Source organism: Arthrobacter sp. 9MFCol3.1 (assembly GCF_000620385.1).
Classification (GTDB): domain Bacteria; phylum Actinomycetota; class Actinomycetes; order Actinomycetales; family Micrococcaceae; genus Arthrobacter.
Genome location: NZ_JIBJ01000008.1, coordinates 105318 through 127894, shown reverse-complemented (window position 1 = coordinate 127894; position 22577 = coordinate 105318). Strand labels below are relative to the sequence as shown.

Genomic DNA, 22577 nt, shown 5'->3' with positions numbered 1-22577 from the left:
CGGCCGGTGCGGCCTAAGAGTGCTGCTTCAAGCGTGCTCCGCCGAGGGTCCGAGGGGCTTGTCTATCCGCGAAGAGCTGTTGTGCGGGAGCGAACGGAACGCCGGAAGCATTCCCAAGGCTGCGGACCGGCGGACGTCCTCCCCGCCATGCAGGCGGCGCACGTGCTGACTACGCTCAGGAACAACAACCGGTCGCTAATCGACAAAAGCGTGACGAGCGCCACCTGCCATGCTGGATTTCACGGTGCAACGCACCCCCATTTCCCAGACTCATGACCGTTAAGAAGGATCCGATGAGTATTTCAAATTCCGATTCCCGGACCGCAGAATCCAGCCCCCGCACGGAGCACTCCACCGCGCTGCGTGCCGGCAGCGTCGGCGTCATGGGCATTCTCTTCTTTGTCTTGTCAGCCCAGGCGCCGTTGACTGGAATCGTCGGGGCATCACCGCTGGCGGCGGCCCTCGGCAACGGTCCCGGTGCGCCCGGCGCGTATCTGGTGGTGGGCATCGTGATCGTGATCTTTGCCGTCGGGTTCGTCGCGATGAGCCGCAAGATCCAGGCCAACGGCGCCTTCTACGCCTATGTCACCGCCGCCTTCGGGCGGAGGGTCGGCGCGGGAGCGGCGTGGCTCGCGCTTCTCGCGTACAGCACGGTCCAGGCCGCGATGTACGGGCTGTACGGCGCGGCGTTCTCGGGGCTCCTCGGATCCGCCGGGATCGTGGTCCCCTGGTGGCTTCTGGCCGTCATCACCATGGCGGGCGTGCAGGTGCTGGGCTCCCTCAATATCGAACTCGGGGCCCGGGTCCTGGCGGTGCTCGTGGGCCTGGAGGTCGCCATCCTGCTCATGTTCGGGTTCGCCGTGCTGTTGCGGGGCGGCGGACCGGAGGGGATCAGCCTGGCGGCGTCCTTCTCTCCCGCGGCGATCGGCGCGGGCGCCCCGGGCGTTGCCATCATGTTCGCCGTCGCCTCCATGTTTGGCTTCGAATCAACGGCCATCTATTCGGCCGAGGCCAAGGACGCCCACCGCACGGTCGCCCGGGCCACGTACCTTTCGGTAGGCGTCATCGCGGTCTTCTTCTCCTTCATATCTTGGATGCTGGTCAGCTACTACGGACCCTCGCACGTCATCGACGCCGCGGGCGCGGCCCTCGAATCGGGCGATTCCACCTCCTTCGTGCTGACCCCGATGGTGGAGCTGTTCGGGCCGTGGGCCGGAACAGTCACCGGCATGCTGCTCGTGACCTCCCTGCTGGCCGGCATCATCGCCTTCCACAACGGCATCAACCGCTACCTCCATTCGCTGGCCCTGCGCGGGTCGATGCCCCGCATAGTGGCCCGGACCAACCGGCACAAGGCACCCGCCGTCGCCGCGCGGATCCAGACCGTGGTCGCCTTCCTGCTCGTGGCGCCGTTCGCGGTGCTGTCCCTGGATCCTGTCCTGACCCTCTTTTCCTGGTTCAGCGGGCTGGCCGTGGCGGCGCTCCTGGTGCTCTACATGCTCTGCTCGCTGGCCGTCGTCGCGTACTTCCGGCGGGAAAAGGTGCCCGGCCAGCTCTGGCAGACCGCGGTGGCACCGGTGCTCGCCACCCTGCTGCTCGGCTGGGTCCTGTCCCTCGTCATCAGCAACTTCACCGCACTGATCGGCGGCAGTGCCGAAACGGCCGTGGGCCTGCTGCTGACCGTACCCATTGTGTTTGCCGCCGGTGTGCTGGTGGAAATTGCCGTGGAACGCAGGGCCGCGCGCGCAGGGGCCACGGCCTGAGGGCCGGGCGACGGGCGCCCGCCTGAGGGCGCTGCGCTGCTCCGGATGTCTTATTTCGACACGTTTATCTTCCTCGGGGCAGTTCGGTCCGTAACATTAGAGCCAATAGAGGCTTCGGCTTGCCAAATTCGCTGTAAAGGACTAAGCGCATTGTCACTCGAATCATTGCCCGTCCTGGACTTCTCTCGATTGACCGCAGGGCCGGAGGAGGCCTCCCGGTTTCGGAACGAACTGCGTAACGCCATGCATGAAGTCGGGTTCCTTTATCTGGCGGGCCATGGCATCCCGCAGGAGCTCATAGACGCCATGCTCGACGTCTCACGCCGCTTCTTCGAATTGCCCGACGAGCAGAAACTCGCCGTCGAGAACGTTCACAGCCCGCAGTTCCGCGGCTACACCCGCGTCGGCGGCGAACTCACGGACGGCGCGGTCGACTGGCGCGAGCAGATCGACATCGGCGTCGAGCGTGACACTGTGGAGCCGGGTGCCGGCGTCGCTGACTACTGGCGCCTGGAGGGGGCCAATCTGTGGCCGGATGCACTGCCCGAAATGCGGGCGATTGTCTCTGAGTGGACCGAGCGGCTGAGCGCCATTTCCCTCGCTCTCCTGCGGGCGCTTGCCGTGTCCCTCGGGGCGCCAGAGGACACCTTCGACGCGGCGTTTGCCGCACGGGCTTTCCCACTGCTCAAGATTGTGCGTTATCCAGGGGAGTCCAATCCGGAGCCGAAGCAGGGTGTCGGGTCCCACCGCGACGGCGGCGTCCTGACGCTCCTCCTGGTCGAACCCGGAAAGGGCGGACTCCAGGTCGAGTACCAGGGGAAGTGGATCGACGCACCCCAGGTGCCCGGAACATTCGTGGTCAACATCGGCGAGATGCTCGAGCTGGCCACGAACGGCTACCTCAAGGCGACTCTGCACCGCGTGATCTCGCCCCTTCGCGGCACTGACAGGATCTCGCTTCCCTTCTTCTACAACCCGGCGCTGGACGCGACGATGCCCCAGCTCGCGGTGAGCCAGGAGTTTCAGTCCAAGGCCCGCGGACTGTCGGTTGACCCGACCAACAGCCCGATCCTGGAGACCTACGGGGACAACGCCCTTCGCTACCGGCTCCGGGCCCACCCGAACGTCGCCGCAGCCCACCACGCGGATCTCATCACGAACTGACGCCGGCCACGCTCAGGCGCCGCGCCGCCAGTCGCTGGGGGATTCGCCGAAGGCATCACGGAAGGTGCGGCTGAAATGGGCCGCATCCAGGAAGCCCCAGCGCGCGGCAACGGTTCCCACCGGCATTCCGGCCAGGAGCGGATCCCGCAGTTCGCGGCGCGCCCCCTCCAGCCGCTGGGTCCGGATCCAGCTCGCCACGGTGGTTCCGGATTCATGGAAGACGTTGTGCAGGTGCCGTGTGGAAATGAAATGGGCCGCCGCGATGGACGCCGGGGAGAGCAGGGGGTCGGCCAGATGGGCGTCGATATACTCGCGGACGGAGGCCGCCAGCAGGGCCTGCGGCCTCATGCGGTCGGGGGACATGTCCAGTTCCGAATGCAGCATCGTGGAGACGAGATCGAGGGCATTGGTGGCGAGGCGGGACCCGCTGGGGCCGCTCAGCGCATCCAGGTTCTCCGCGAGGTGGGCAATGAACGGCCCGACAATCGCGGCGAGGCCGCCGTCGGAGGCCATCCGCACGGCCGAAAGCTGCGCGATGCAGTCCGGCGGCAGGGACAGCGCGTCCCATGGAAACATCATCACCATGAGCCGGGCGTCGCCCTCGAAGGCAAGGGTGTAAGGGCGGCTGGTGTCATAGATGGAGAGATCACCCGGATGCAGGACTGCCTCGCGGTTGTCCTGGATGAGGAGCCCGGTGCCCTGGAGCTGGAGATTGAGCTTGAAATAACGCTGGTTGGACTGTGCAATCAGCGCCGGCGTGCGGTGGACCTCATGGCTCGTTGAGGAGACCTCGACGAGTGCCACACGGTCCAGCCTGCGGGCCCGCATGCGGCCGCGGAAGTTGTCCGCATCGGCGCTCGAGGCGGCCAGGGGAACGAAGGACTCCGCGACGAGGTGCCGCCAGTGGTCGAAGGATTCCGCGGTGCTGGTGAGGACATCCTGTCCGGCGGGACTGGGCGATGGGCGGGCTGCAACTGCGGTCATAGAAGATCCTGACGCCGTCGTACTTCTGGGACTGTGTCATGGGACACAGTCCTCTCAGGGTAGCGCCGCAGCCCGCCGATGTCATCTTTTTTCGACACTCGGCGAAAAAAGATTGCCTGAGGCCCAGCGGGCCTAGCAGGCCAGCAGGGTCAGGAACCCCTCCAGCTGCTCGTTCAGCCCGAGTTCCACCTGGCCTTCCGGGGCGAGTGCCGCCGCGATCTGCGCGCCGAGGAGAAGATTGAGCAGTTGCCCGGACAGGGCGGCGTCGTCGACGGCGGTGGTGACGGCGCCGGCCCGCCGCGCCTCGGCAAGGTACTGCCGCATCGCTGCGAGCCACTGCTCCATCGAATCCCGGTGGATCCGGGCCTTGCCGGGGTCGTTGATGGCTTTCTGCCAGAACGGGATGACAATCCGGGCCTCGTTGATCCGCTCCTCATCCAGCGGCAACACCTCGACGCAAAAGGACCGCAGGGCCGCGAGGCCGGACTGCCCGGCGGTGACTTCCGCGATGCGCTCGTTGGTGCGGTTGAAGACGTGCCCGAACGCGAACGTCAGCAGGTCATCCTTGGTGGGGAAGTAGGGCTTGAGGGCGCCGTTCGCAAAGCCTGCCTCGAGGGCGATTTCCCGCATGGTGGCACTTTCAATCCCGAGCCGGGCGATGATCCGCCACGTGGCGTCGACGAGTTCAAGCCGCCGCTGGTCGTGGTCGACAATCTTTGGCACCGGGCAGCTCCCCAAATATTTTGCGTCGGACTCTTGTGGCACAGCTTACATTTCCGTATTCTCTACAACTATAGAAAATAAAGTTCTGACCCGCCAGGGTCCCCGAACGAAGGCCGTCATGATGACCGCACACACTGAGACCCGCACCTCGTTGAGTCCGTACAGCCCGTACAGTCTGGCCGCGGACGCCGAAATCACCGCAGTCCAGGGCATCCTGCGCGCGGCCGGCCTGCTGGGCGAGACCAGGCGCATCGCGTACCTGGGCCTGGTGGACCCTGCCAGGAACGCGCCGGCGGGAACCGTGGACCGCCGGTTCCGGGTCTTCGTGCACGGCGTCTCCGGGGGGAAACCGGCCGACGTGACCGTCTCCGTGTCCAGCGGCGCGGTGATTTCCGTCGTCGAACTGGACACGGCGGTGACCGGCGAGCTTCCTGTCCTGGAAGAGGAGTTCGAGGTCGTCGAGGAGCTCCTGGCCACGGACGAGCGGTGGCTTAAGGCGCTGGCCAACCGTGACCTGGACGTGAGCAAGGTCCGCGTTGCCCCGCTGTCTGCCGGGGTGTTCGAGTACCCGGAGGAAAAGGGCCACCGGATCCTCCGCGGCCTGGCCTTCGTGCAGAATTTCCCCGAGGACAGCGCCTGGGCGCACCCCGTGGACGGCCTCGTGGCGTACGTCGACGTCGTCAGCAAGGAAGTCACGCAGGTGCTGGACACCGGCGTCGTCCCGATTCCCGCGGAGCACGGCAACTACACCGACCCGGAACTCACCGGCCCGCTGCGGACCACGCAGAAGCCCATCACCATCACCCAGCCCGAGGGACCCAGCTTCACGGTCACCGGCGGCAACCACGTCGAATGGGAAAAGTGGAGCGTCGACGTCGGCTTCGACGTCCGCGAGGGGGTGGTGCTGCACAACCTTGCCTTCCAGGACGGCGACCGCTTGCGTCCCATCATCAACCGGGCATCCATCGCCGAAATGGTGGTCCCGTACGGGGACCCGTCGCCGATCCGGTCCTGGCAGAACTACTTCGACACCGGCGAATACCTCGTGGGCCAGTACGCCAACTCCCTGGAACTGGGCTGCGACTGCCTCGGCGAGATCACCTACCTCAGCCCCGTCATCAGCGATGCCTTCGGCAACCCCCGGGAGATCCGCAACGGCATCTGCATGCACGAGGAAGACTGGGGCATCCTGGCCAAGCACAGCGACCTCTGGACGGGCATCAACTACACCCGCCGCAACCGCCGCCTGGTGATTTCCTTCTTCACCACGATCGGCAACTACGACTACGGCTTCTACTGGTACCTCTACCTCGACGGCACCATCGAGTTCGAGGCCAAGGCCACCGGCGTCGTCTTCACCTGCGCCTACCCGGAGGGCGGCTCGGCCAACATCTCCCAGCTCGCCCCGGGCCTGGGCGCTCCGTTCCATCAGCACCTGTTCAGCGCCCGCCTGGACATGGCGATCGACGGCCTCACCAACCGGGTGGAGGAGGAGGACGTGGTCCGCCAGGGAATGGGCGAGGGCAACGAACGCGGCAACGCCTTCTCGCGGAAGCGGACTGTCCTGGCGCGCGAGTCGGAAGCCGTCCGGGAAGCCGACGCGCGCAGCGGCCGGACCTGGATCATTTCCAATCCGGAATCACGCAACCGCTTGGGCGAACCCGTGGGCTACAAGCTGCATGCCCAGGGCCAGCCCACTCTGTTGGCAGACCCGGAGTCCTCCATCGCCCGGCGCGCGGCCTTTGCCACGAAGGACCTGTGGGTCACCCGGTTCGCGGAGGAGGAGCGGTACCCCACCGGGGACTTCGTCAACCAGCACGCCGGGGGAGCAGGCCTGCCGGCCTACATTGCCCAGGACCGCGACATCGACGGCCGGGACATCGTGGTGTGGCACACGTTCGGGCTGACGCACTTCCCCCGGATCGAGGACTGGCCCATCATGCCGGTGGACACGGTCGGCTTCAAGCTCCGTCCCGAGGGCTTCTTCGACCGCAGCCCCGTGCTGGATGTGCCGGCCAACGCTCAACCGTCCGCCGGTTGCCATGGCGATGGCGACCCCGGCGCACACTGCCACAGCTAGGCCGACGTCGTGAGTGTCGCCGCCAGCTTGGGCCGCCGGGCCGGCATCACCGGCATCGTCTTCCATTCCCGGACCTGCGCGGCCGTGACGGCGGCGTCGTGCCTGGCGCATCTGTGGCTGGTCGCCGGGAACCAGCACGGGACGTGGCTGAACCTGCTCATGCTCACCATGGTGGCGGTATGCCTGCCGTGCGCCGTGCACATCCTGCGTCACGGCCGCATCAGCGCCCTTCGCCAGGTGATGGCCGCGGCGCTGGCGATGACCGGCGTGCACGCGGTCCTGCTTCTCGGCGCCGGGGCCGACGGCGCGGGCCACAGCCACCATGGAACCGCTGCCGCCGCTTCGGCCGGCGCGGCACCGTCGGGCTCCGGGGCGCTGCTGGCGGTCATGGCGCTGGAAATGACGACGGCGCTGCTCGCCGCGACGCTCCTGGCCCGGCTCCGCGCGCAGCCCCGCGGCTGACGCATCAGTCCGGCCGGGACAGCGTCAGTCGTTGAACAGCCCCGCCAGGTCCTCCGCCGTCAGGGCGCCGCCGGTGAGCGCGTCGCCTTCCATGACGTCCGCGAAGAGCTGGGACTTCTTCGCTTTGAGCGCCATGACCTTCTCCTCGATCGTGTCCTTGGCGACCAGCCGGTAGACCATGACGTTCCGGGCCTGGCCGATCCTGTGGGTCCGGTCCACGGCCTGGGCCTCAGATGCAGGGTTCCACCACGGGTCCAGCAGGAACACGTAGTCGGCCTCGGTCAGGTTCAGGCCGAAGCCGCCGGCCTTGAGGCTGATGAGGAACACCGGCGCGGCGCCGTTCTTGAACTCGTTCACGACGTCGGTGCGGTTGCGTGTGCCGCCGTCGAGGTAGCAGAACTCGATGTTCTCCTCGACCAGCCGCTCCCGGACCTTGCCCAGGAAACCGGTGAACTGGCTGAAGATCAGGGCCCGGTGCCCTTCGGCCACCAGGTCCGCGAGCTGCTCGAACAGGACATCGAGCTTGCTGGAACGCACCCCGGACAGGGAGGGATCGATCAGCGAGGGATCCAGGCTCAGCTGCCGGAGCAGGGTCAGCGACTGGAAGATGGTGAACCGGTTCTTGTTGACGTCCTCGATCAGGCCAAGGATCTTCTGGCGCTCCCGCTGCAGGTGGGTCTGGTAGACCTTCTGGTGCCGCGGGTTCAGCACGACTTCCAGGATCTGCTCCTGCTTGGGCGGCAGGTCACTGATGACCTGTTCCTTGGTGCGCCGCATCATGAGCGGCCGGACGCGCCGCCGGAGCTTGTCCAGCTGCCCCTTGTCGCCGTTCTTCTCCACCGGCTTCTGGTAATACTCGGCGAACCGTTTGGGGCTGGAAAAGAGGCCGGGAGCCACGATCGAGGTCAGTGCCCAGAATTCCATCAGGTTGTTCTCCAGCGGCGTGCCGGTGATGGCGAGCTTGAAGGCGGCGGGCAGTTTGCGGGCGCACTGGTAGGCCTTGGACTGGTGGTTCTTGACGAACTGCGCCTCGTCCAGGACCAGCCCGGCCCACGTCTGGGAGGCGTAGGCCTCGTAGTCGATCCGGAACAGGGCGTAGGAGGTGATGATGATGTCCGCACCGGCCATCGCCTCGGCCGGATGCGAGCCGCTCTTGGCGAAGGTCTCGCCGATGGCGCGCACGCTGAGCCCGGGCGCGAACCGTGCCGTCTCCGCCTCCCAGTTGCCCACCACTGAAGTGGGGGCGACGACGAGGAACGGGGCGGTCCCGGCTTCATCGCCTGCGGCGGCGTCCTTCGCGGCACAGATCAGCGCCAGGGCCTGCACGGTCTTGCCCAGGCCCATGTCGTCGGCCAGCACCCCGCCGAGGCCGTGGCGGTACAGGAAGCTCAGCCAGTTGAAGCCCTCCAGCTGGTACGGGCGCAGCTCGGCGTTCAGCGACCCGGGCAGGGGCAGGCCCTTGATGCCGCCTTCGAGCAGGCCGCCAACGGACTCGCGCCACGCCGCGGCCTGTTCATCCACGATGCCCAGGTGCGCCAGCTCGTCCCACAGCCCGGCCTGGAAGCGGCTGATCTGCAGCGGGGCATCTTTGTCGCCGGGGTTGTCCTGCAGGGAGCGGGCCTCGTCGATCAGCGCCCGCAGCTGGTGCAGCTCCGGCAGGTCCAGCGCGAAGTACGCCCCGCTGGGGAGCAGCATGCGGGTCTGGCCTGCGGCGAGGGCGGAAAACAATGCCGCAAAGGAAACCGGCTGGCCCTCCAGGGTGATGACGATGCCCAGATCGAACCAGTCGCGGCTGTCCGTCGCCTTTGTGGAGATCGCCACCACCGGGGCTTCTTCGGCTTCACGGTAGTCCGCAATCTCGCCGGAGGTATCCACGGAGACGTCGGGGAGATCGCGGAGCCGCGGGAGCACGTCCTCGGTGAAGGCGAGGGTGTCCAGCCCGGACAGTTCTGCCGTGGCTGCCAGGCGCGGCGTTCCCCAGCCGCCGGTCGCAGACTCGCCCAGGGCCGGTACGACGTCCCAGGGCTGCCCGACCGCCTCAAGGATGCGGGCCTCTGCCGGGTCGTCCCGATAGCCGTGATCGCCCGGGTGCCGCCACAGCGGCTGCGCCGTGACGAGGTTTCCGGAGGTGTAGTGCCATTCCCAATGCAGCCGGACCCGGTGGTCCGCCCCGTAGTTGGCCAGCAGGGACAGGGTGGGGACGGCCAGCGTGGGCAGTTCCACCGACTCGTCGGAGGCGGTAACCCGGGCGGTTTGCTTGAGCTTCGGGTAAAAGCCGGTCAGGAAGCGGCTTTCGTCCCGGGCCGGGATGTGCAGGGTGGTCCCGCCCGTGACGAAGGTCAGCAGTTCCTCGCTGAGACCGCTCTCCAGCGGGGCAAGGGTGATGACGGGGTCGGTGGGGGCGATACCGGGCAGGGCGTCGCCGTCGGAAGCCAGGAAGATTCCGTGCGCCGGGCGGCCGATGGTCCCGACCGACGCCGGATCCACCACCTCGCCTTCGACCGTGATGGTCGGCGCGAGCTCGAGGCCGCCGTCGTCCCCGCCGGTGCCGAACCGCGCCAGGTTCAGCCCGACGGCGGCAGGCTGCTCGACCAGCCGCACCGGCTCCGTGCCCCGGCTGTGCACCAGGGCGACGCCGATTTTCTGGGCCTGGGACAGCAGGCTCCACAGGTTCTTGCCGGCGTAGGTGTTCAGTCCCAGCCACAGTCCGGTGCCGGAGTGCTGGCGGTTCGCCACGGCGGTGTGCGAGGCGAGGAATTCCTGCATCCACTCGACGTGCGCCTCGTTGCATTCGCGCCGGTAGTTCAGGTAGCTCAGCGTGCTCCAGGAGACGTCGCCGCGGATCCACTTGCCCTTGGCCCCCATGATGACGGGGCGTGCCTTGAGCTGGCGGACGCTGCGGAGCGGATCGCGGCGGCCCGTGTAGGAAAAGTGCGGGGCTGGTTCCTCGACGTCGAACTGGAGCGCCAGCGGGGTGCCGTTGGCGGACGGCGTGATCCCCGGATGGGCGATCAGGGGGCTGAGGGCCTGCTCCCAGTCGGCCATTTCCGGCGGCGCGCTCTGGCGGGAGAGCCGGGTGCCCTCGGCGGGGGCCAGCAGCTGCATCCGGGTAGCCGGGTTGTCCTCGGCCGCGAAGAGCAGGGCCGCCACGTGCTTGCAGTCCTTGCGGACCGGGCAGCTGCAGACGCCCACCGTGCAGCTCCAGCCGCCCGCCTTCCGGACCAGCTTCGCCGTCGTGGAATACGGCACGTCGGAACCGCCCCGCACCTTGCCCAGCAGCAGGCCTGTGGCCGCGTCGAAGGAGATCCCGGAAACGCGGCTCCCCATGGCGTAAGCGAGCCCGGCCGCGAGGGAACGGTCGTTGATCGCGGGAGTCTGTATTGCCAGTGCCGCACTCTCGTCCGGATGGGATGGCATGTGCGCGCTACTTTCGGCAGGTGGTCATCTGACCCATCTTACCGAGCCTGCCCGGCCCCAGGAACTTCGCCGCCGCCCGCGCAACCGCCACTCAAACTTCGCCTGACGTTCAACTGGGGCTCGGCCGCCCGCCGTGAAGACGGACCTACCGTGGAGGGGTCCGGAGAACCAGCAGTGCCAGCAGTAAGGATCCCGCATGACCAACGGCGAGCCCACCACCCAGTCCGCCCACAGCTACCCCACCGTACTGACCACGGAAAGCCTCAAAGGCGGAAACGACGACGTCGTCGACGCGAACGTGAACGTGGTCAACGCCATGTTCGAGGAGTTGCTGGACACGGAAGAGATCTCCCCGGCCGCGCTGCGCAGTTATTACGTGGACTTCTACCTGACGCAGGCGCTGGCCGGCGGCTTCGCGCAGTACGTGTTCACCGCGCCCGAACGCGAGGAAGTCGACCCCTATGTCCGGGAAGGCCTGGCGGCCATGGGCGCCGGCGCGCACCTGGACCTCTTCAACCGCACGGTGGCCGCCTTCGGCGCCCTGACCGACACCGACGTCGACGCCTACCTCGACGGCGGCAGCGGCTGGGCCGCCGGAGCCGGCGCAGAGGAAGGCGAACCCGGGGACGGAGTCTCCGACGCCGTTCGGCACATTGAAGAACTGGACGGGGAATTCGAGTCGATCCTCGCAACGGAGGACATCGCGGCGCTGAACGCCGCCTGGCTGCGCGGCCAAGAGGACTTGCTGGTCCTTTCCGACGACGACCTCGACGACCACATTGCCGGGCGGGTGGCCCGGCTTTCCGACCTCGCCGAACGCCAGGCGGCAGCCGCCGAGGAAGCGCTCCGTGACGCGCCGGAGTTCGAACAGATCATCCGGGAGCTGTGCGAGATTGCCGGCCACAGCCTGGAACGGATCACCATGGGCGATCCCAACTACGAGCACAACGGGGAGACCACCCTGGCCTGGCACTTCACCACGGAACAGGGCGAATTCCTCATGCTGGAGGACAACGACGAGGCCTTCATGCTCAATCCGCGGACCCAGGAAATCCTCGCGGCTGTGGAGTTCGAGGAGGCCGAGGACTTCGGGAATCAGGAGTTCGAGGGGTCAGCGGAGTTCGAAGAGGCCCGCGCGTAGGCGGCCCTACCCGACAGTTTTTTCCGGTACGGCCGGCGTCTGCCCCCCAAATGCAGGCGCCGGCCGTACCGTGCTTATAGCCCGTGCTTAATAACCCGTGCCTACTACACCTGGCCCGGCCCCGCCGCGCTTAGTTTTCCTGCCCGGCGACCCGGACCGGGCGGATCCGCGGCCGGCGAGCCTACCCGGCCGGCGGTGCGGTGATCATTTCCCCGGAGGGTGACACGAGGTACCAGACGCCGCCGACGCCCTGGCCGGTGATGTCCCCTGCGGTCTGGTCTTTGGAGTAGTAGTAGATCGGCATCCCGTTGATGGTCACCTGCATCTTTCCGTCAGCCGTTGGGATGGTTCCGACCTTGCCGGTGACGCCATTGACTGTGGGAGTGGCTGTCGTCGACGTGACAGGGGGCCACGACGTCAGGCACGCGCCGGTGCAGACGCTGTTCCCGGAATCCTTCGTGTTCTTGGTGAAGTAATAGACGCTCAGTCCCTGGGCGCCCACCACGATCTGGCCCGCCTTGGACTCGGCCACCGAGAGCTCCGCGGCAGACGTGGACGCCGGCGCGGAACTGGCCGGCGCGCTGGTGGCGGTCTCTGCGGGGGCGGACGTGGCCGGTGCCGCCGACGTCGGCGTCGTGGTCGTTCCGCCGCCGCAGCCGGACAGCAGCACGGCCAGAGCGAACGCGGACAAGCCAATGCTGAGGTGCTTCTTCATTTGCTGCTCCTAGACTCGAGCCAGCCCAACTCGGAGGCCGGCGCTACCGGATACGACGCCATGGAGCGCGGAATGGTTCAGGCGGAACCGACATGTTCGTGTCGGGCAGTCCTGGGGCACACTGAACTATTGGGCCTGCCCGTACGTCTTACAGGGGCAGAACAAGGTTCCCGGGAGGTGGGCAATGCCGCTGGACGAAGACGTGGTGGCTGCGATCTACCGCGACCACGGAACGGCCCTGAAGCGCTTTGTCCTTAGCGTCTCCCGGGATCCTCAGCTCGCCGACGACGTGGTCCAGGAGACGGTGCTGCGGGTCTGGCAGCAGGCGCCGCAGATCACCGGCAGCCTGCGCAGCTACCTGTTCCGGACGGCCCGCAACATCATGATCGACAACTACCGCAAGGCCCAGCGGCGGCCACAGGAAGCCGGCGACCGCGATGTCCAGGCCCTCCCGGAAGGCGGCGTCGGCGCCGGGCGCATCGACGAGCTGCTCAACAAGGTGCTGATGGAAGAGGCGTTGCTGCGGCTCAGCGCGGAGCACCGCGAAGTCCTTGTCGCGCTCCACTACCGCCGCTACACAGTCCAGGAGGCATCCGCCCAATTGAAGATCCCCAGCGGCACGGTGAAGTCCCGGGCGTTCTACGCCGTGCGGGCCCTACGGACAATCCTCGACGAAATGGGGGTGCAGCAGTGAACGGGACCGAGCTGCATCACCTCCTCGGCGCGTACCTGCTCGGCGGGCTGGACCCGGCCGAAGCCGCGGCCTTCGAGCAGCATCTTGCCGGGTGCGCGGACTGCCGCCAGGAGCTGGACGACCTTGCCAGCCTCCCCGCGCTGCTGGACGCGATCCCGGTCTCCGACGCCGTCGCGCTCACGGCCGCGGCTGCGGCCGCCCGGGAACGCGCGCTGGTTCCGCCGGAACCCGAACCTGTCCCGCGCCGGCTCCTGGACGAGCTCGCCGCCCGACGCCGGAAGGTGAGGCGCCGGTGGACGTTGGCGGTGGCCGCGGCGGCCGCCGCCTGCCTGGGGCTGGGGATCATGGCCGGTCCACTGCTGAACCAACCCGCCAAGCCGGACGCGAGCTATTCCGTTGCGGCCAGCAGCGGGCTGGAGGTCACGGTGGGGCTCGTCAAGAAAACCTGGGGCACCGAACTGGCGGTGGACGGCCGCAGCCTGCCCGTCGCCGGGACCCTCTCGCTCTGGGTGAAGGACCGCGACGGCGGCGTGGACCGTGCCTGCGCGTGGACGGCCACGCCCACCGGGCGGGTCCGGATCACCGGGGCGACGCCGGTGCAGCTGGCCAAAATCGCCAGTGTCGAGATGCGCGACGAGCAGCAGCAGACCGTGGCTGTCATCGCCGTGCCGCAGGGGTAGCCCACCCCTGGCGGCACGGCGGCTCCGGGATCCGGAAAATCGGTCCGGGATCCGGAAGTCGGCGCGAACCTACATCTTCGCGAGCTTGGCCCGCACCGCCATGTAGATGCCATAGCAGATCAGCCCCACACCCACTGCGGCCAGCAAGTACACGCCGAACGGCTGCTCCCGCAGGGCCTTCAGGCTGCCGTCGAGCCCGGTTGACTCCTCGGGGTGTGCCTTCACCGTGGCGATGATGATGAGCAGGCCCACCAGCAGCAGGGCAAAGCCCTTGGCAACATAGCCCACCATGCCGATCACCGTCACCGCGGTGCGGGCCTGCGGCTGGGAGGGCATGCGCAGGTACTTGATGAAGGACTTCTTGAAGCCGCGGATCGCGTAGACGATCCCGGTGATGGCTACGGCGGCGCCGATGACCACCAGGAGCGCGACGCCGCCCGGTGCCTTCATGAGGTTTGCGGTGAAATCGCTGGTTGACTCGCGGTTGTTGGAGCCGGCCCCGGTGGCGACCGACGCGAGCGTCAGGGCGAACACGGCGTAGACCACGGCCTGCAGGGCTGCTTTGAGTTTCTTGCCGACCTTCTTCTTGGTCGGCAGGTGCCCGAAATCGAAAATGGCGTCGGACGTCTGCCAGATGGCCAGCGCAACGCAGGCGGCAAAGGAAGTCCAGAGCAGCAACGGCCCCGCCGGCTGCCCGGCGAGCTCCTCCACCGCGCCGCTGACATCGGCCTGGCCCTGGCCGCCCATGGCGAGCCGGATCGCGACCAGCCCGATGAGGAAGTGCAGCAACCCCGACACGGCGAACCCGGCCCGCGCTGCAATTTCGAGGGGCTTCGAATTGGTGACGTCCTCGGCGACGTCAGCAGCGTCCTTCATTTCTCGTTTGATGATCGTTTCCTTAGTACTACCCAGCGTGATTCGTTCCGTAATCGTGCCACGCGAAGCCGCTCAGCAAAAGGTGCCCGCGCACCGGGGTGCCTAAATTCGGCGGTAGCTGAGGTCGAAGATCAGGCGGCCGGCTTCGTGCGCCTTGTTTTCGAAGCTGGTCAGAATGCGGCCCTCAAACCGCGGCGCCCACCCGCCGGTCCCGTCGACGCCCTCGTTGGGCCCGGTGTGCTCGGTGCTGACGGGCGCCCGGCCTTCCTTGACGGGGGCTCCGCCCACGCGGGACTCGACGCCGGATTCCCACACCTGGGTCAGGGGGCTGTCCGCACCGGCGCGCTCGCCCTCGTGCAGGTTCTCGAACTCTGCCGAGCCCGCCATGACCTCGCGGACATGAACGGCGTAGTTGGACCAGTCGGTCGCGATCCGGAAGGTGCCGCCAGGTTTGATGGCCCGGGCGGCGAGATCAGCGAAAGCCGGTTGAATGAGGCGGCGCTTGTGGTGCCGGGACTTGTGCCACGGATCCGGGAAGAACACCCAGAGTTCCGTGACGGAGCCGGCCGGGAGCATGGTTGCCAGCACCTCGGGCGCGTTCGCCTCGACCACCCGCACGTTGCTCAGCCCGCGACTGTTGATCTTGATCAAAGTGTTGGCCAGGCCGGGGGTGTACACCTCCACGGCCAGGAAGTCCGTGTCCGGGTTCTGCTCCGCGGCGTGGCACACGGCATCGCCCAGTCCGGAGCCGATCTCGACCACCAGCGGAGCCGTACGGCCGAATTCGGCCTCCGCGTCGAACACATAGTCCGGGTGGACGGAGGTGTTGGCGACATGGCGGGGGACCTCAACCGCCCAACGGTCCGCGTGTTCCTCCCAGGCCGCCTGGCGGCGGCCCTGCAGGCGCGTGCCGCGGCGCACGAAGCTCACCGGACGGCCTCCGTACGTCCCGAACGAGGCTTGGCTGCCGGGGGTCACGGGGCGCGGCAGCTGGGTCTCGTCCGGGGCGCCGGACTCCGGGTTTGCCGGCATGCCGGGGGATTCTGGGGATTCGCTCATCCCTTCCAGAATAGTTGAGTTCGCCGGCCCGGGCCGCCCGGGGGATCCCTTAGGCTCCCCGCGGACCGGCCGCGGAGGAGGGGTGACGGGATAGGGGTAAAGAAGCGGGGCTGCAAGAATGGGGCGGGTGACCTCAGCTGGGAAAACCGACGCGTTGGCCCATTCGGCCGGCGCCGCCCTCCGGGACGGCCCCGCCGGGCCGACGCGTGCCGCCGGCCGCCGGCAGCTCGCGTATCTGGGGATCTGCCTGGTCCTGATCGGGCTAAACCTGCGCACAGTCTTTTCGAGCTTCGCTGCGGTACTGCCGGAGGTGGCCGCCGACGCCGGGCTGCCGGCCTGGGCGGTCATGGTGCTCACCACCGTCCCGGTGACCCTGCTCGGCGTGTTCGCCCCGCTGGCTCCTGGGCTGGCACGCCGGTTCGGGGCCGAACGGGTGCTGCTCGGTGCCATGGCGGTACTCACTGCCGGGCTGCTGCTGCGGCCCGTGGAGCTGCCGGCGGCCGGCCACCTTCCGGCTCTGCTCGCCGGAACCGCCGCGTGCGGCGCCGCAATTTCACTCTGCAACGTGCTGCTGCCGGGCGTGGTCAAGCGTGACTTCCCACATCGCCTGGGCCTCATGGGCGGCCTGTACACCACGGCGATCTGCGCCTCGGCCGCGCTCGGTGCCGGCTTCACGTTCCCGGTCTTCCGCGCGAGCGGGGAGTGGACGGCGGCGCTCTGGTTCTGGGCGCTGCCGGCCGGCGTCGTCCTTCTGCTGTTCCTGCCGCCGGCGCTCCGGGCCCGTCCCGGCGGGGCGGCGCGGCCGGCCGGCGGCGTCAACGTCTGGCGTTCCGCCGTGGCCTGGCAGGTGACCGGGTTCATGGTCCTGCAGGCCATGATGTCCTTCAGCGTCTTCGCCTGGCTGGCACCGATCCTGCGCGAACGCGGAGTGGACGGCGGCACGGCCGGCCTGATCGTCTCGGCCTCGATTGTGCTGCAGATGCTCGGCTCGCTGTTCGCGCCGGCGCTGGCCACCCGGTTCCGGGACCAGCGCGCCCTCAACACCGCGGTGGCGCTCATGACCGGCGGAGGCTTCGCGCTGAGCATCTTCGGGCCTGTGGACTTCCTTTGGCTGTGGACCGGGCTGCTCGGCCTGGGGCAGGGGAGCCTGACCGCCGCCGCGCTGACGCTGATCATGGTCCGCACCCGGGACGGGCACACCGCGGCCCACCTCTCCGGGATGATGCAGGGCGTGGGCTACGGGGTTGGCTCCAGCGGCACGCTCCTGGTCGGCCAGCTGCACCAGTCCACCGGGTCCTTTGCCGCGGCGGGTGTGCTGTTCATGCTGGTGGGCTCGCTCGCCGCGGTGTTCGGGTACCGAGCCGGGCGGGACCGCTTCATCGGCTAACCCAACTGACTCGCAGGAGCCGTTATGGAACCTGAAGACGGCCCCTGCTGCGAGTCAGTTGGCCGGCCCGGATCAGAGGGTGAGGTCCTTGCCTTTCGTTTCCGGGATGGTGAAGACGAAGGCCGCGGAGATGGCGAGCAGCAGCACGGCGTACACATTGAACAGCTGCGGCATCTGCACGGTGGTGCCGAGCCACTGCTGCAGATAGGGCGCGGTTCCGCCGAACACGGCCACACAGATCGAGTAGGGCACTCCGACGCCCACGGTGCGGATGCTGGTGGGGAACAGCTCGGCGTAGACGGCCGGGACGATCGCCGCGCTGGCGGCGATGAAGATCAGCATGACGGACATGCTGACGGCCAGCTGCCAGGCGGAATCCTTGAGCAGGGCGGTCATCGGGAAGTGCATGATGCCTGCGCCGATCGCACCGGCCCACAGCACTTTCTTGCGTCCAATCCGGTCCGCCAGCTTGCCCCAGAAGGGCAGCGCCGCGATGAAGACGATGTTGCCGATCACGCCGGCCCACAGGGCCTCGCCCCGGTCGATCTTCAGGGCGGTGGTGGCGTAGCTGGGAGCGACGACACCCCAGATGTAGTAGATGACGGTCAGGCCGACCGTCAGGCCGATCACCTGGAGGGCCTGCTTGCGGTGGCGGACGATCTGCGGCCAGATCGGTGCGCGCTTCTCCGCCGAGGCCTCACCTTCAAAGACGTCCGTTTCGTGCAGCCGGGACCGCATGATCAGCGCGTAGAGTCCCATGGCCGCGCCGATGAGGAACGGGATGCGCCAGCCCCACGCGTTCATGACTTCGGTGCTCAGGCTCATGTTCAGCACGGCGCCGAGCAGGGTTCCGAACAGGATGCCCACGGTGCCGGAGGTGTAGATCAGGGTGGCCCAGAAGCCGCGGTGTTCCTTCGGCGCCATTTCGGACAGGTACGTCTGCGACGACGGCAGTTCGCCGCCGTGGGCCAGGCCCTGGATCAGGCGCGCCACCAGGAGCGTGAGCGATGCCCAGACGCCGACGGCCGCGAACGTCGGCGCGATGCCGATCATCAGGCTGCCCACCGACGCCAGCCCCACGGCCAGGGTCATCGAAGCCTTCCGGCCGATCCGGTCACCGATCCAACCGAAGAGGAAGCCGCCGAAAGGCCGGGCGACGAAGCCGACGGCGAAAATCGCCAGCGTGGACAGCACCGCGGACGCAGGATCCGACTTGCTGAAAAGCTGGCTGGCGATGAACGGCGTGAACGTGGCGTAGATGGCCCAGTCGTACCATTCGACGGCATTGCCGATGCCGGTGCCGATGAGCGTCTTGCGGGTGGATGTTCGGGTTGCCGCCGGCGTGATCGTGGCTGCAGTCATGGTCTTCTCCCTCGGGGGTGCGGGCTAGGAAAGGGCGGAGGCGGCGGCAACAGCGTTGGCCGCGGCGGGAGCGTCGGCGGCCGCGAGTGCGGCCAGCCTTGAGATGGCGAGCTCGGCGTAGAGTGCGGCGCCGTCAGCCAGCACGCCGTCGTCGAACGTGGCGTACGGGGAGTGGTTGAACGCGGAGGTGGCATGGTCGGCGTCCCGGGGGACGGCGCTCAGCCCGATGAACGTGCCGGGGACCTCGGCCAGAACCCTCGAGAAGTCTTCGGAGCCGCTCAGCGGGGTGGCCCAGCGGGAGAGCCGGGAGTCGCCGAACAGGCCCGCAATGACATTCTCCGCGGTGTGCGTTTCGTCCTCGTCCGTGATGGTCAGCGGATACTCCTGCTGGTAGTCGACGTCGACCTCGAGGCCGTGCGCCGCCGCGATTCCCTTCAGCAGGCGCGGCACGGCGTCCATCATTTTCTGCCGGGCTTCCTCGGAGAAGGTCCTGATGGTGGCCTCGATGCGTGCGGTTTCCGGGATGATGTTGCGCTTGGTGCCGGCCTGGAGGACTCCCACGGAGAGGACTACGGGGTCGAACATGTTGAACTGGCGGGTGATCATGACTTGGAGGGCAGTGACCATCTCGGCGGCCGCCGTGACGGGGTCCTTGGCGGAGTGCGGGGCCGACCCGTGGCCGCCGGCGCCGAGCACGGTGACCACCAGGCCGTCGGAGGAACTCAGCATGACGCCGGGCTTGGTGCAGAACGTGCCGTGCGGTTCCAGGGCGGAAAACACGTGCATGCCATAGGCGGCGTCCACTCGCCGGCCGGCGGCATCCAGCACGCCTTCGCGGATCATGTGGCTGGCGCCGTCGAAGCCTTCCTCGCCCGGCTGGAACATCAGGACGACGTCGCCGGCCAGTTGGTGCCGGCGTTCGGCCAGGAGCGTGGCGGCTCCTGCCAGCATGGCAGTGTGCAGGTCGTGACCGCAGGCGTGCATGGCGCCGTCGGTCCGGGACGTGTAGTCCACGCCCGTTTTCTCCTGCACCGGCAGGCCGTCCATATCGGCGCGCAGCAGCACCGCCGGGCGGGAGCCCGCTTCGGTCCCGGACCCCTGGCCCCGCAGTACCGCGGTGACCGACGTCGTGTCCTGGCCCAGGGTGATCTCGTAGGGAAGCCCGTCCAGGGCCCTGAGCACCTTCTCCTGGGTGCGGGGCAGCGCAAGGCCGATCTCGGGTTCCCGGTGCAGTTCATGGCGGAGCCGGGCAAGGTCCGTCTGCATTTCCCGGGCGTCTGCGGTGATCGGCACGTGTTCTCCTTGTTTGTCGAAATCGCTTGGTTGGCGAATGGGCTTGCTTCGCGTCCGGCGAGGACGTCCTGCGTCTATTCTCAAGTGACATGGTTCACACCCATGCAAAGGCCAGAAAAAATGCAGGAATAGACTGTTGCCGCAGGTTTCGTGCATGGATGAAGGGAAAAATGGTGGAACTCAGCGAGGACGATCTTGCCCTGATCAACGTCCTGCAGATTGCCCCGCGCCTGAGCTGGGCGGATGCGGCCCAGGTGCTGGGCGTGCACGCCACCACCCTCGCCGCCCGGTGGCAGCGGCTGCTGGACTCTGGGGTGTCCTGGATCACCGCGCACCTGATCGGCGATCCCCAGCAGATGTGCCTGGCGTTCGTGGCCGTGGATTGTGAAATGCACCGGCGCGAGGAAGTCACCGCCAGGCTCGCCGAGATGCCGGAAATTGTCACGGTGGAGGAGGCGGCCAGCCACCGGGACCTTATGCTGACCGTCATTACGCCCTCCCTGGACGATTTCAGCCTGAAAGTCATCTCGCGGCTGAAGGAGATTGACGGCCTCCTCAAATATCAGACCGCCCTCTGCACCAGGCTGCACGCGAGCGGCGGCTCCTGGCGGCTGAACGTGTTGAGCCGGGCGCAGCAGGCCGCCGTGCGGGCGCTGGCCGGCCCCGAGGCCACAGGGGTTGCCCAGGCCGCCGCCCGTGAGGCGTTGCCGGAGAGCCACCTGGCGCTCCTGCCGTTCCTGGCCAGGGACGGGCGGGCCACGGCGGCGGACATCGCCCGCGGCCTGGGCAGGCACCCTGCCACCGTCCAGCGCCAGCTCAACCGTGTGCTCGCCAGCGGCATCCTGTCATTCCGGTGCGAGGTGGCCCAGAAGCTCTCCGCTTTCCCCGTGACCTGCCAATGGTTCGTCAACGTCCCCGCCGGTCGGCACGAGGCAGCCGCCGCCGAGCTGAGGACCATGCGGAACGTCCGGCTCAGCGCCTCCACCACGGGGCCTACGAATTTCGTGATCATTATGTGGCTGCAGTCCCTGGCGGATGTCATGAACATCGAGGTGGCGCTGCAGCAAAAGGTGCCGGGGATCGAGCTCGTGGAAAGCGTCGTCATGCTGAGCACGGTCAAGCGTGTGGGCTGGCTGCTGAATCCGGACTCCAGGGCCAGTGGCGCCGTCGTGGTTCCTGCCCAGGGGTTCGACGAGGCGGACTGACGGCGGCCGGCCGGCAGCTGACAGGCCAACCGGCAGGCGGGGCGCGGCGGGCCCGGTTGTAAGCTGTGGCACGTGCCACAGACCGACCCGCCTCCTCATCGGGAATCCCGTCCGAAGTCCGTCCCGGAATCGGCCGGCATCTTCCACCGCAGCTACCTGCTGGTGACACTCGGCGCCTGCGCGCTGGTGTTCCTGGCGGCCTTCGAGTCCCTGGCGGTGACCACCATCATGCCGCTCGTCAGCCGGGAACTGGACGGTGCGGGACTCTACGCCTTGGCCTTCGCCGGGCCGCTCGCCACCGGGGTGATTGGCATGGTGGCCGCGGGCAGCTGGTCGGACCGCAAGGGGCCGGTGGCGCCGCTCCTGGCCGCGGTGGGCATGTTCGTGCTCGGCCTGCTCATCGCCGGTACTGCCGGAACCATGCCGGTCCTCGTCTCCGGCCGGCTGGTGCAGGGACTCGGTGGGGGCGGGCTTACCGTGGCCCTGTATGTGGTCATTGCCCGGGTTTACCCGCCGGTCCTGCATCCGAAAATCTTCGCCGCCTTCTCCGCGGCCTGGGTCATCCCGTCCCTCGTGGGGCCGTTCGCGGCCGGCGCCGTGGCCCAACTGGCCGGCTGGCAGTGGGTCTTTCTCGGCGTGGTCGGACTCGTGGTCCCGGCCTTGCTCCTGACGGCCCCGGCCCTGCGCGGCCTGAACGGCAGCCCGGGCGCCGCCGGAGATTCCCCGGAGCCTGCGTCCGGCGGCCGTCCGCCGGGCGGCCTTGCCAAGTTGGCGCTGGCGGCGCTGGCGGCGCTCGCCGTGCTGGGCCTGAACCTGTCCGCAGCGGTACCGGTCGCCGGTGGGGTGCTGGCGGCCGTCGCCGTCGCCGTCGCACTGCTGGCCGTCCGTCCCCTCATGCCGCGCGGAACGCTGACCGCCCGGCGCGGCCTGCCGAGCGTGATCCTCACCCGCGGGCTCGCGTCCGCGGCATTCTTCGGCGCCGAGGTCTACCTGCCGTACCTGCTCGTGGAACGCTACGCCTTCGCCCCGACGTTTGCGGGCCTCACGCTCACCGGCGGCGCCATCGCCTGGGCGGCGGCGTCGGCCATCCAGGGCCGGCTGGGGACCCGGCTGGAGCACCGGAAAGCGGTGCGGATCGGCTCGGCCCTGGTCCTTGGCGCGGTCGTCCTGGCCCTCGTGACCACGGTGCTGGCCTGGCCGGCCGCCGTCGCGATCGCGGGATGGATCTTCGCCGGGGGCGGCATGGGCCTGATGTATCCGCGGCTGAGCGTCATGACCCTGGCCCTCTCCACCAAGGACACCGAGGGCTTCAACAGTTCGGCGATGTCCATTTCGGATTCCCTGGGCGGCGCGCTGGCCCTCGCCGGCACCGGAATCGTGTTCGCCGCATTCGCGACGGCGGCGCCGTCGGCGTCGTTTGCTGGAGTGTTCGCGCTGACGGCGGTGATCGGGACCGCCGCCGTGGCCGTCGCGCCGCGCGTCGCCGTCGTCCCGGCCGCCGTCAGCAAACGCGCGTAAAGGCACAGCGCGTAAAGGCACAGCACATAAAAGCACAGCACATGACGGCAGAGC

General features: G+C 68.2%; 18 protein-coding genes. 10 read left to right on the top strand and 8 right to left on the bottom strand.

Annotation, left to right across the window (positions count from 1 at the left end):
* Nucleotides 1-293: 293 nt before the first annotated feature.
* Nucleotides 294-1763 (top strand): APC family permease, encoded by a 1470-nt coding sequence (locus C560_RS0110400; protein WP_018774093.1) that lies wholly within the window; start codon nucleotides 294-296, stop codon nucleotides 1761-1763.
* Between the two features lie 150 nt (nucleotides 1764-1913).
* A complete protein-coding gene (locus tag C560_RS0110395) occupies nucleotides 1914-2927 on the top strand; it encodes an isopenicillin N synthase family dioxygenase (RefSeq protein WP_026538165.1) in 1014 nt (337 codons plus the stop codon).
* 12 nt (nucleotides 2928-2939) lie between these two features.
* Here the strand turns inward: C560_RS0110395 and C560_RS0110390 are convergent, their stop codons facing one another.
* Complete coding sequence (locus C560_RS0110390; protein WP_018774095.1) at nucleotides 2940-3911, bottom strand: helix-turn-helix domain-containing protein; 972 nt, start codon at nucleotides 3909-3911, stop codon at nucleotides 2940-2942.
* A 132-nt stretch (nucleotides 3912-4043) separates the two neighbouring features.
* Nucleotides 4044-4634, bottom strand: coding sequence for a TetR/AcrR family transcriptional regulator (locus C560_RS0110385; RefSeq protein WP_018774096.1), 591 nt, complete (start codon nucleotides 4632-4634; stop codon nucleotides 4044-4046).
* A 118-nt stretch (nucleotides 4635-4752) separates the two neighbouring features.
* Between C560_RS0110385 and C560_RS0110380 the strand changes: the two genes are divergently transcribed.
* Together C560_RS0110380 and C560_RS0110375 are read left to right on the top strand one after the other, a co-directional pair.
* Nucleotides 4753-6714, top strand: a complete 1962-nt coding sequence (locus C560_RS0110380) for a primary-amine oxidase (RefSeq protein WP_026538164.1) — start codon at nucleotides 4753-4755, stop codon at nucleotides 6712-6714.
* A gap of 9 nt (nucleotides 6715-6723) precedes the next feature.
* Nucleotides 6724-7176: a hypothetical protein gene (locus tag C560_RS0110375; RefSeq protein ID WP_081801671.1), complete on the top strand. Its 453-nt coding sequence runs from the start codon at nucleotides 6724-6726 to the stop codon at nucleotides 7174-7176.
* Between the two features lie 24 nt (nucleotides 7177-7200).
* Here C560_RS0110375 and C560_RS0110370 read toward each other — a convergent pair whose 3' ends face one another.
* A complete protein-coding gene (locus tag C560_RS0110370; protein ID WP_026538162.1) occupies nucleotides 7201-10593 on the bottom strand; it encodes a DEAD/DEAH box helicase in 3393 nt (1130 codons plus the stop codon).
* Between the two features lie 196 nt (nucleotides 10594-10789).
* On the opposite strand from C560_RS0110370, the gene C560_RS0110365 reads away from it, so the two are divergent.
* Nucleotides 10790-11734, top strand: coding sequence for a DMP19 family protein (locus tag C560_RS0110365; RefSeq protein WP_026538161.1), 945 nt, complete (start codon nucleotides 10790-10792; stop codon nucleotides 11732-11734).
* A gap of 181 nt (nucleotides 11735-11915) precedes the next feature.
* Here C560_RS0110365 and C560_RS0110360 read toward each other — a convergent pair whose 3' ends face one another.
* Nucleotides 11916-12449 carry a COG4315 family predicted lipoprotein gene (locus C560_RS0110360; protein WP_018774101.1) on the bottom strand — a complete coding sequence of 178 codons (534 nt, stop codon included), beginning with the start codon at nucleotides 12447-12449 and terminating at the stop codon, nucleotides 11916-11918.
* A 184-nt stretch (nucleotides 12450-12633) separates the two neighbouring features.
* On the opposite strand from C560_RS0110360, the gene C560_RS0110355 reads away from it, so the two are divergent.
* Both C560_RS0110355 and C560_RS0110350 read left to right on the top strand, forming a co-directional pair.
* Entirely contained in the window at nucleotides 12634-13143 is a 510-nt protein-coding gene (locus C560_RS0110355; RefSeq protein WP_026538160.1) for a sigma-70 family RNA polymerase sigma factor, read from the top strand.
* The gene (locus C560_RS0110350; protein ID WP_026538159.1) at nucleotides 13140-13823 is read left to right on the top strand and encodes an anti-sigma factor family protein; all 684 of its coding nucleotides are present in this window, start codon (nucleotides 13140-13142) and stop codon (nucleotides 13821-13823) included. The genes C560_RS0110355 and C560_RS0110350 overlap by 4 nt, the downstream gene beginning before the upstream one ends.
* A 69-nt stretch (nucleotides 13824-13892) precedes the next feature.
* Here C560_RS0110350 and C560_RS0110345 read toward each other — a convergent pair whose 3' ends face one another.
* Together C560_RS0110345 and trmB are read right to left on the bottom strand one after the other, a co-directional pair.
* The gene (locus C560_RS0110345) at nucleotides 13893-14699 is read right to left on the bottom strand and encodes a DUF1206 domain-containing protein (protein WP_026538158.1); all 807 of its coding nucleotides are present in this window, start codon (nucleotides 14697-14699) and stop codon (nucleotides 13893-13895) included.
* 102 nt (nucleotides 14700-14801) lie between these two features.
* A complete protein-coding gene (gene trmB / locus C560_RS0110340) occupies nucleotides 14802-15758 on the bottom strand; it encodes a tRNA (guanosine(46)-N7)-methyltransferase TrmB (RefSeq protein WP_018774105.1) in 957 nt (318 codons plus the stop codon).
* Between the two features lie 118 nt (nucleotides 15759-15876).
* Between trmB and C560_RS0110335 the strand changes: the two genes are divergently transcribed.
* Entirely contained in the window at nucleotides 15877-17145 is a 1269-nt protein-coding gene (locus tag C560_RS0110335) for an MFS transporter (protein WP_051533094.1), read from the top strand.
* 72 nt (nucleotides 17146-17217) lie between these two features.
* Here the strand turns inward: C560_RS0110335 and C560_RS0110330 are convergent, their stop codons facing one another.
* Together C560_RS0110330 and C560_RS0110325 are read right to left on the bottom strand one after the other, a co-directional pair.
* The gene (locus C560_RS0110330) at nucleotides 17218-18507 is read right to left on the bottom strand and encodes an MFS transporter (RefSeq protein WP_026538156.1); all 1290 of its coding nucleotides are present in this window, start codon (nucleotides 18505-18507) and stop codon (nucleotides 17218-17220) included.
* 24 nt (nucleotides 18508-18531) lie between these two features.
* Complete coding sequence (locus C560_RS0110325; RefSeq protein WP_026538155.1) at nucleotides 18532-19800, bottom strand: M20 metallopeptidase family protein; 1269 nt, start codon at nucleotides 19798-19800, stop codon at nucleotides 18532-18534.
* Between the two features lie 170 nt (nucleotides 19801-19970).
* Here C560_RS0110325 and C560_RS0110320 point away from each other — a divergent pair, with 170 nt between their 5' ends.
* Nucleotides 19971-21005: an Lrp/AsnC family transcriptional regulator gene (locus tag C560_RS0110320; RefSeq protein WP_231386305.1), complete on the top strand. Its 1035-nt coding sequence runs from the start codon at nucleotides 19971-19973 to the stop codon at nucleotides 21003-21005.
* 72 nt (nucleotides 21006-21077) lie between these two features.
* Nucleotides 21078-22523 (top strand): MFS transporter, encoded by a 1446-nt coding sequence (locus C560_RS0110315; protein ID WP_026538154.1) that lies wholly within the window; start codon nucleotides 21078-21080, stop codon nucleotides 22521-22523.
* Nucleotides 22524-22577 lie beyond the last annotated feature (54 nt).

Coding starts and splice junctions, on each gene's coding strand:
- C560_RS0110400 (WP_018774093.1), top strand. CDS start 294: ATGAGTATTTCAAATTCCGATTCCCGGACCGCAGAATCCAGCCCCCGC.
- C560_RS0110390 (WP_018774095.1), bottom strand. CDS start 3,911: ATGACCGCAGTTGCAGCCCGCCCATCGCCCAGTCCCGCCGGACAGGAT.
- C560_RS0110380 (WP_026538164.1), top strand. CDS start 4,753: ATGATGACCGCACACACTGAGACCCGCACCTCGTTGAGTCCGTACAGC.
- C560_RS0110370 (WP_026538162.1), bottom strand. CDS start 10,593: ATGCCATCCCATCCGGACGAGAGTGCGGCACTGGCAATACAGACTCCC.
- C560_RS0110365 (WP_026538161.1), top strand. CDS start 10,790: ATGACCAACGGCGAGCCCACCACCCAGTCCGCCCACAGCTACCCCACC.
- C560_RS0110360 (WP_018774101.1), bottom strand. CDS start 12,449: ATGAAGAAGCACCTCAGCATTGGCTTGTCCGCGTTCGCTCTGGCCGTG.
- C560_RS0110355 (WP_026538160.1), top strand. CDS start 12,634: ATGCCGCTGGACGAAGACGTGGTGGCTGCGATCTACCGCGACCACGGA.
- C560_RS0110345 (WP_026538158.1), bottom strand. CDS start 14,699: ATGAAGGACGCTGCTGACGTCGCCGAGGACGTCACCAATTCGAAGCCC.
- trmB (WP_018774105.1), bottom strand. CDS start 15,758: ATGAGCGAATCCCCAGAATCCCCCGGCATGCCGGCAAACCCGGAGTCC.
- C560_RS0110335 (WP_051533094.1), top strand. CDS start 15,877: ATGGGGCGGGTGACCTCAGCTGGGAAAACCGACGCGTTGGCCCATTCG.
- C560_RS0110330 (WP_026538156.1), bottom strand. CDS start 18,507: ATGACTGCAGCCACGATCACGCCGGCGGCAACCCGAACATCCACCCGC.
- C560_RS0110320 (WP_231386305.1), top strand. CDS start 19,971: ATGGTGGAACTCAGCGAGGACGATCTTGCCCTGATCAACGTCCTGCAG.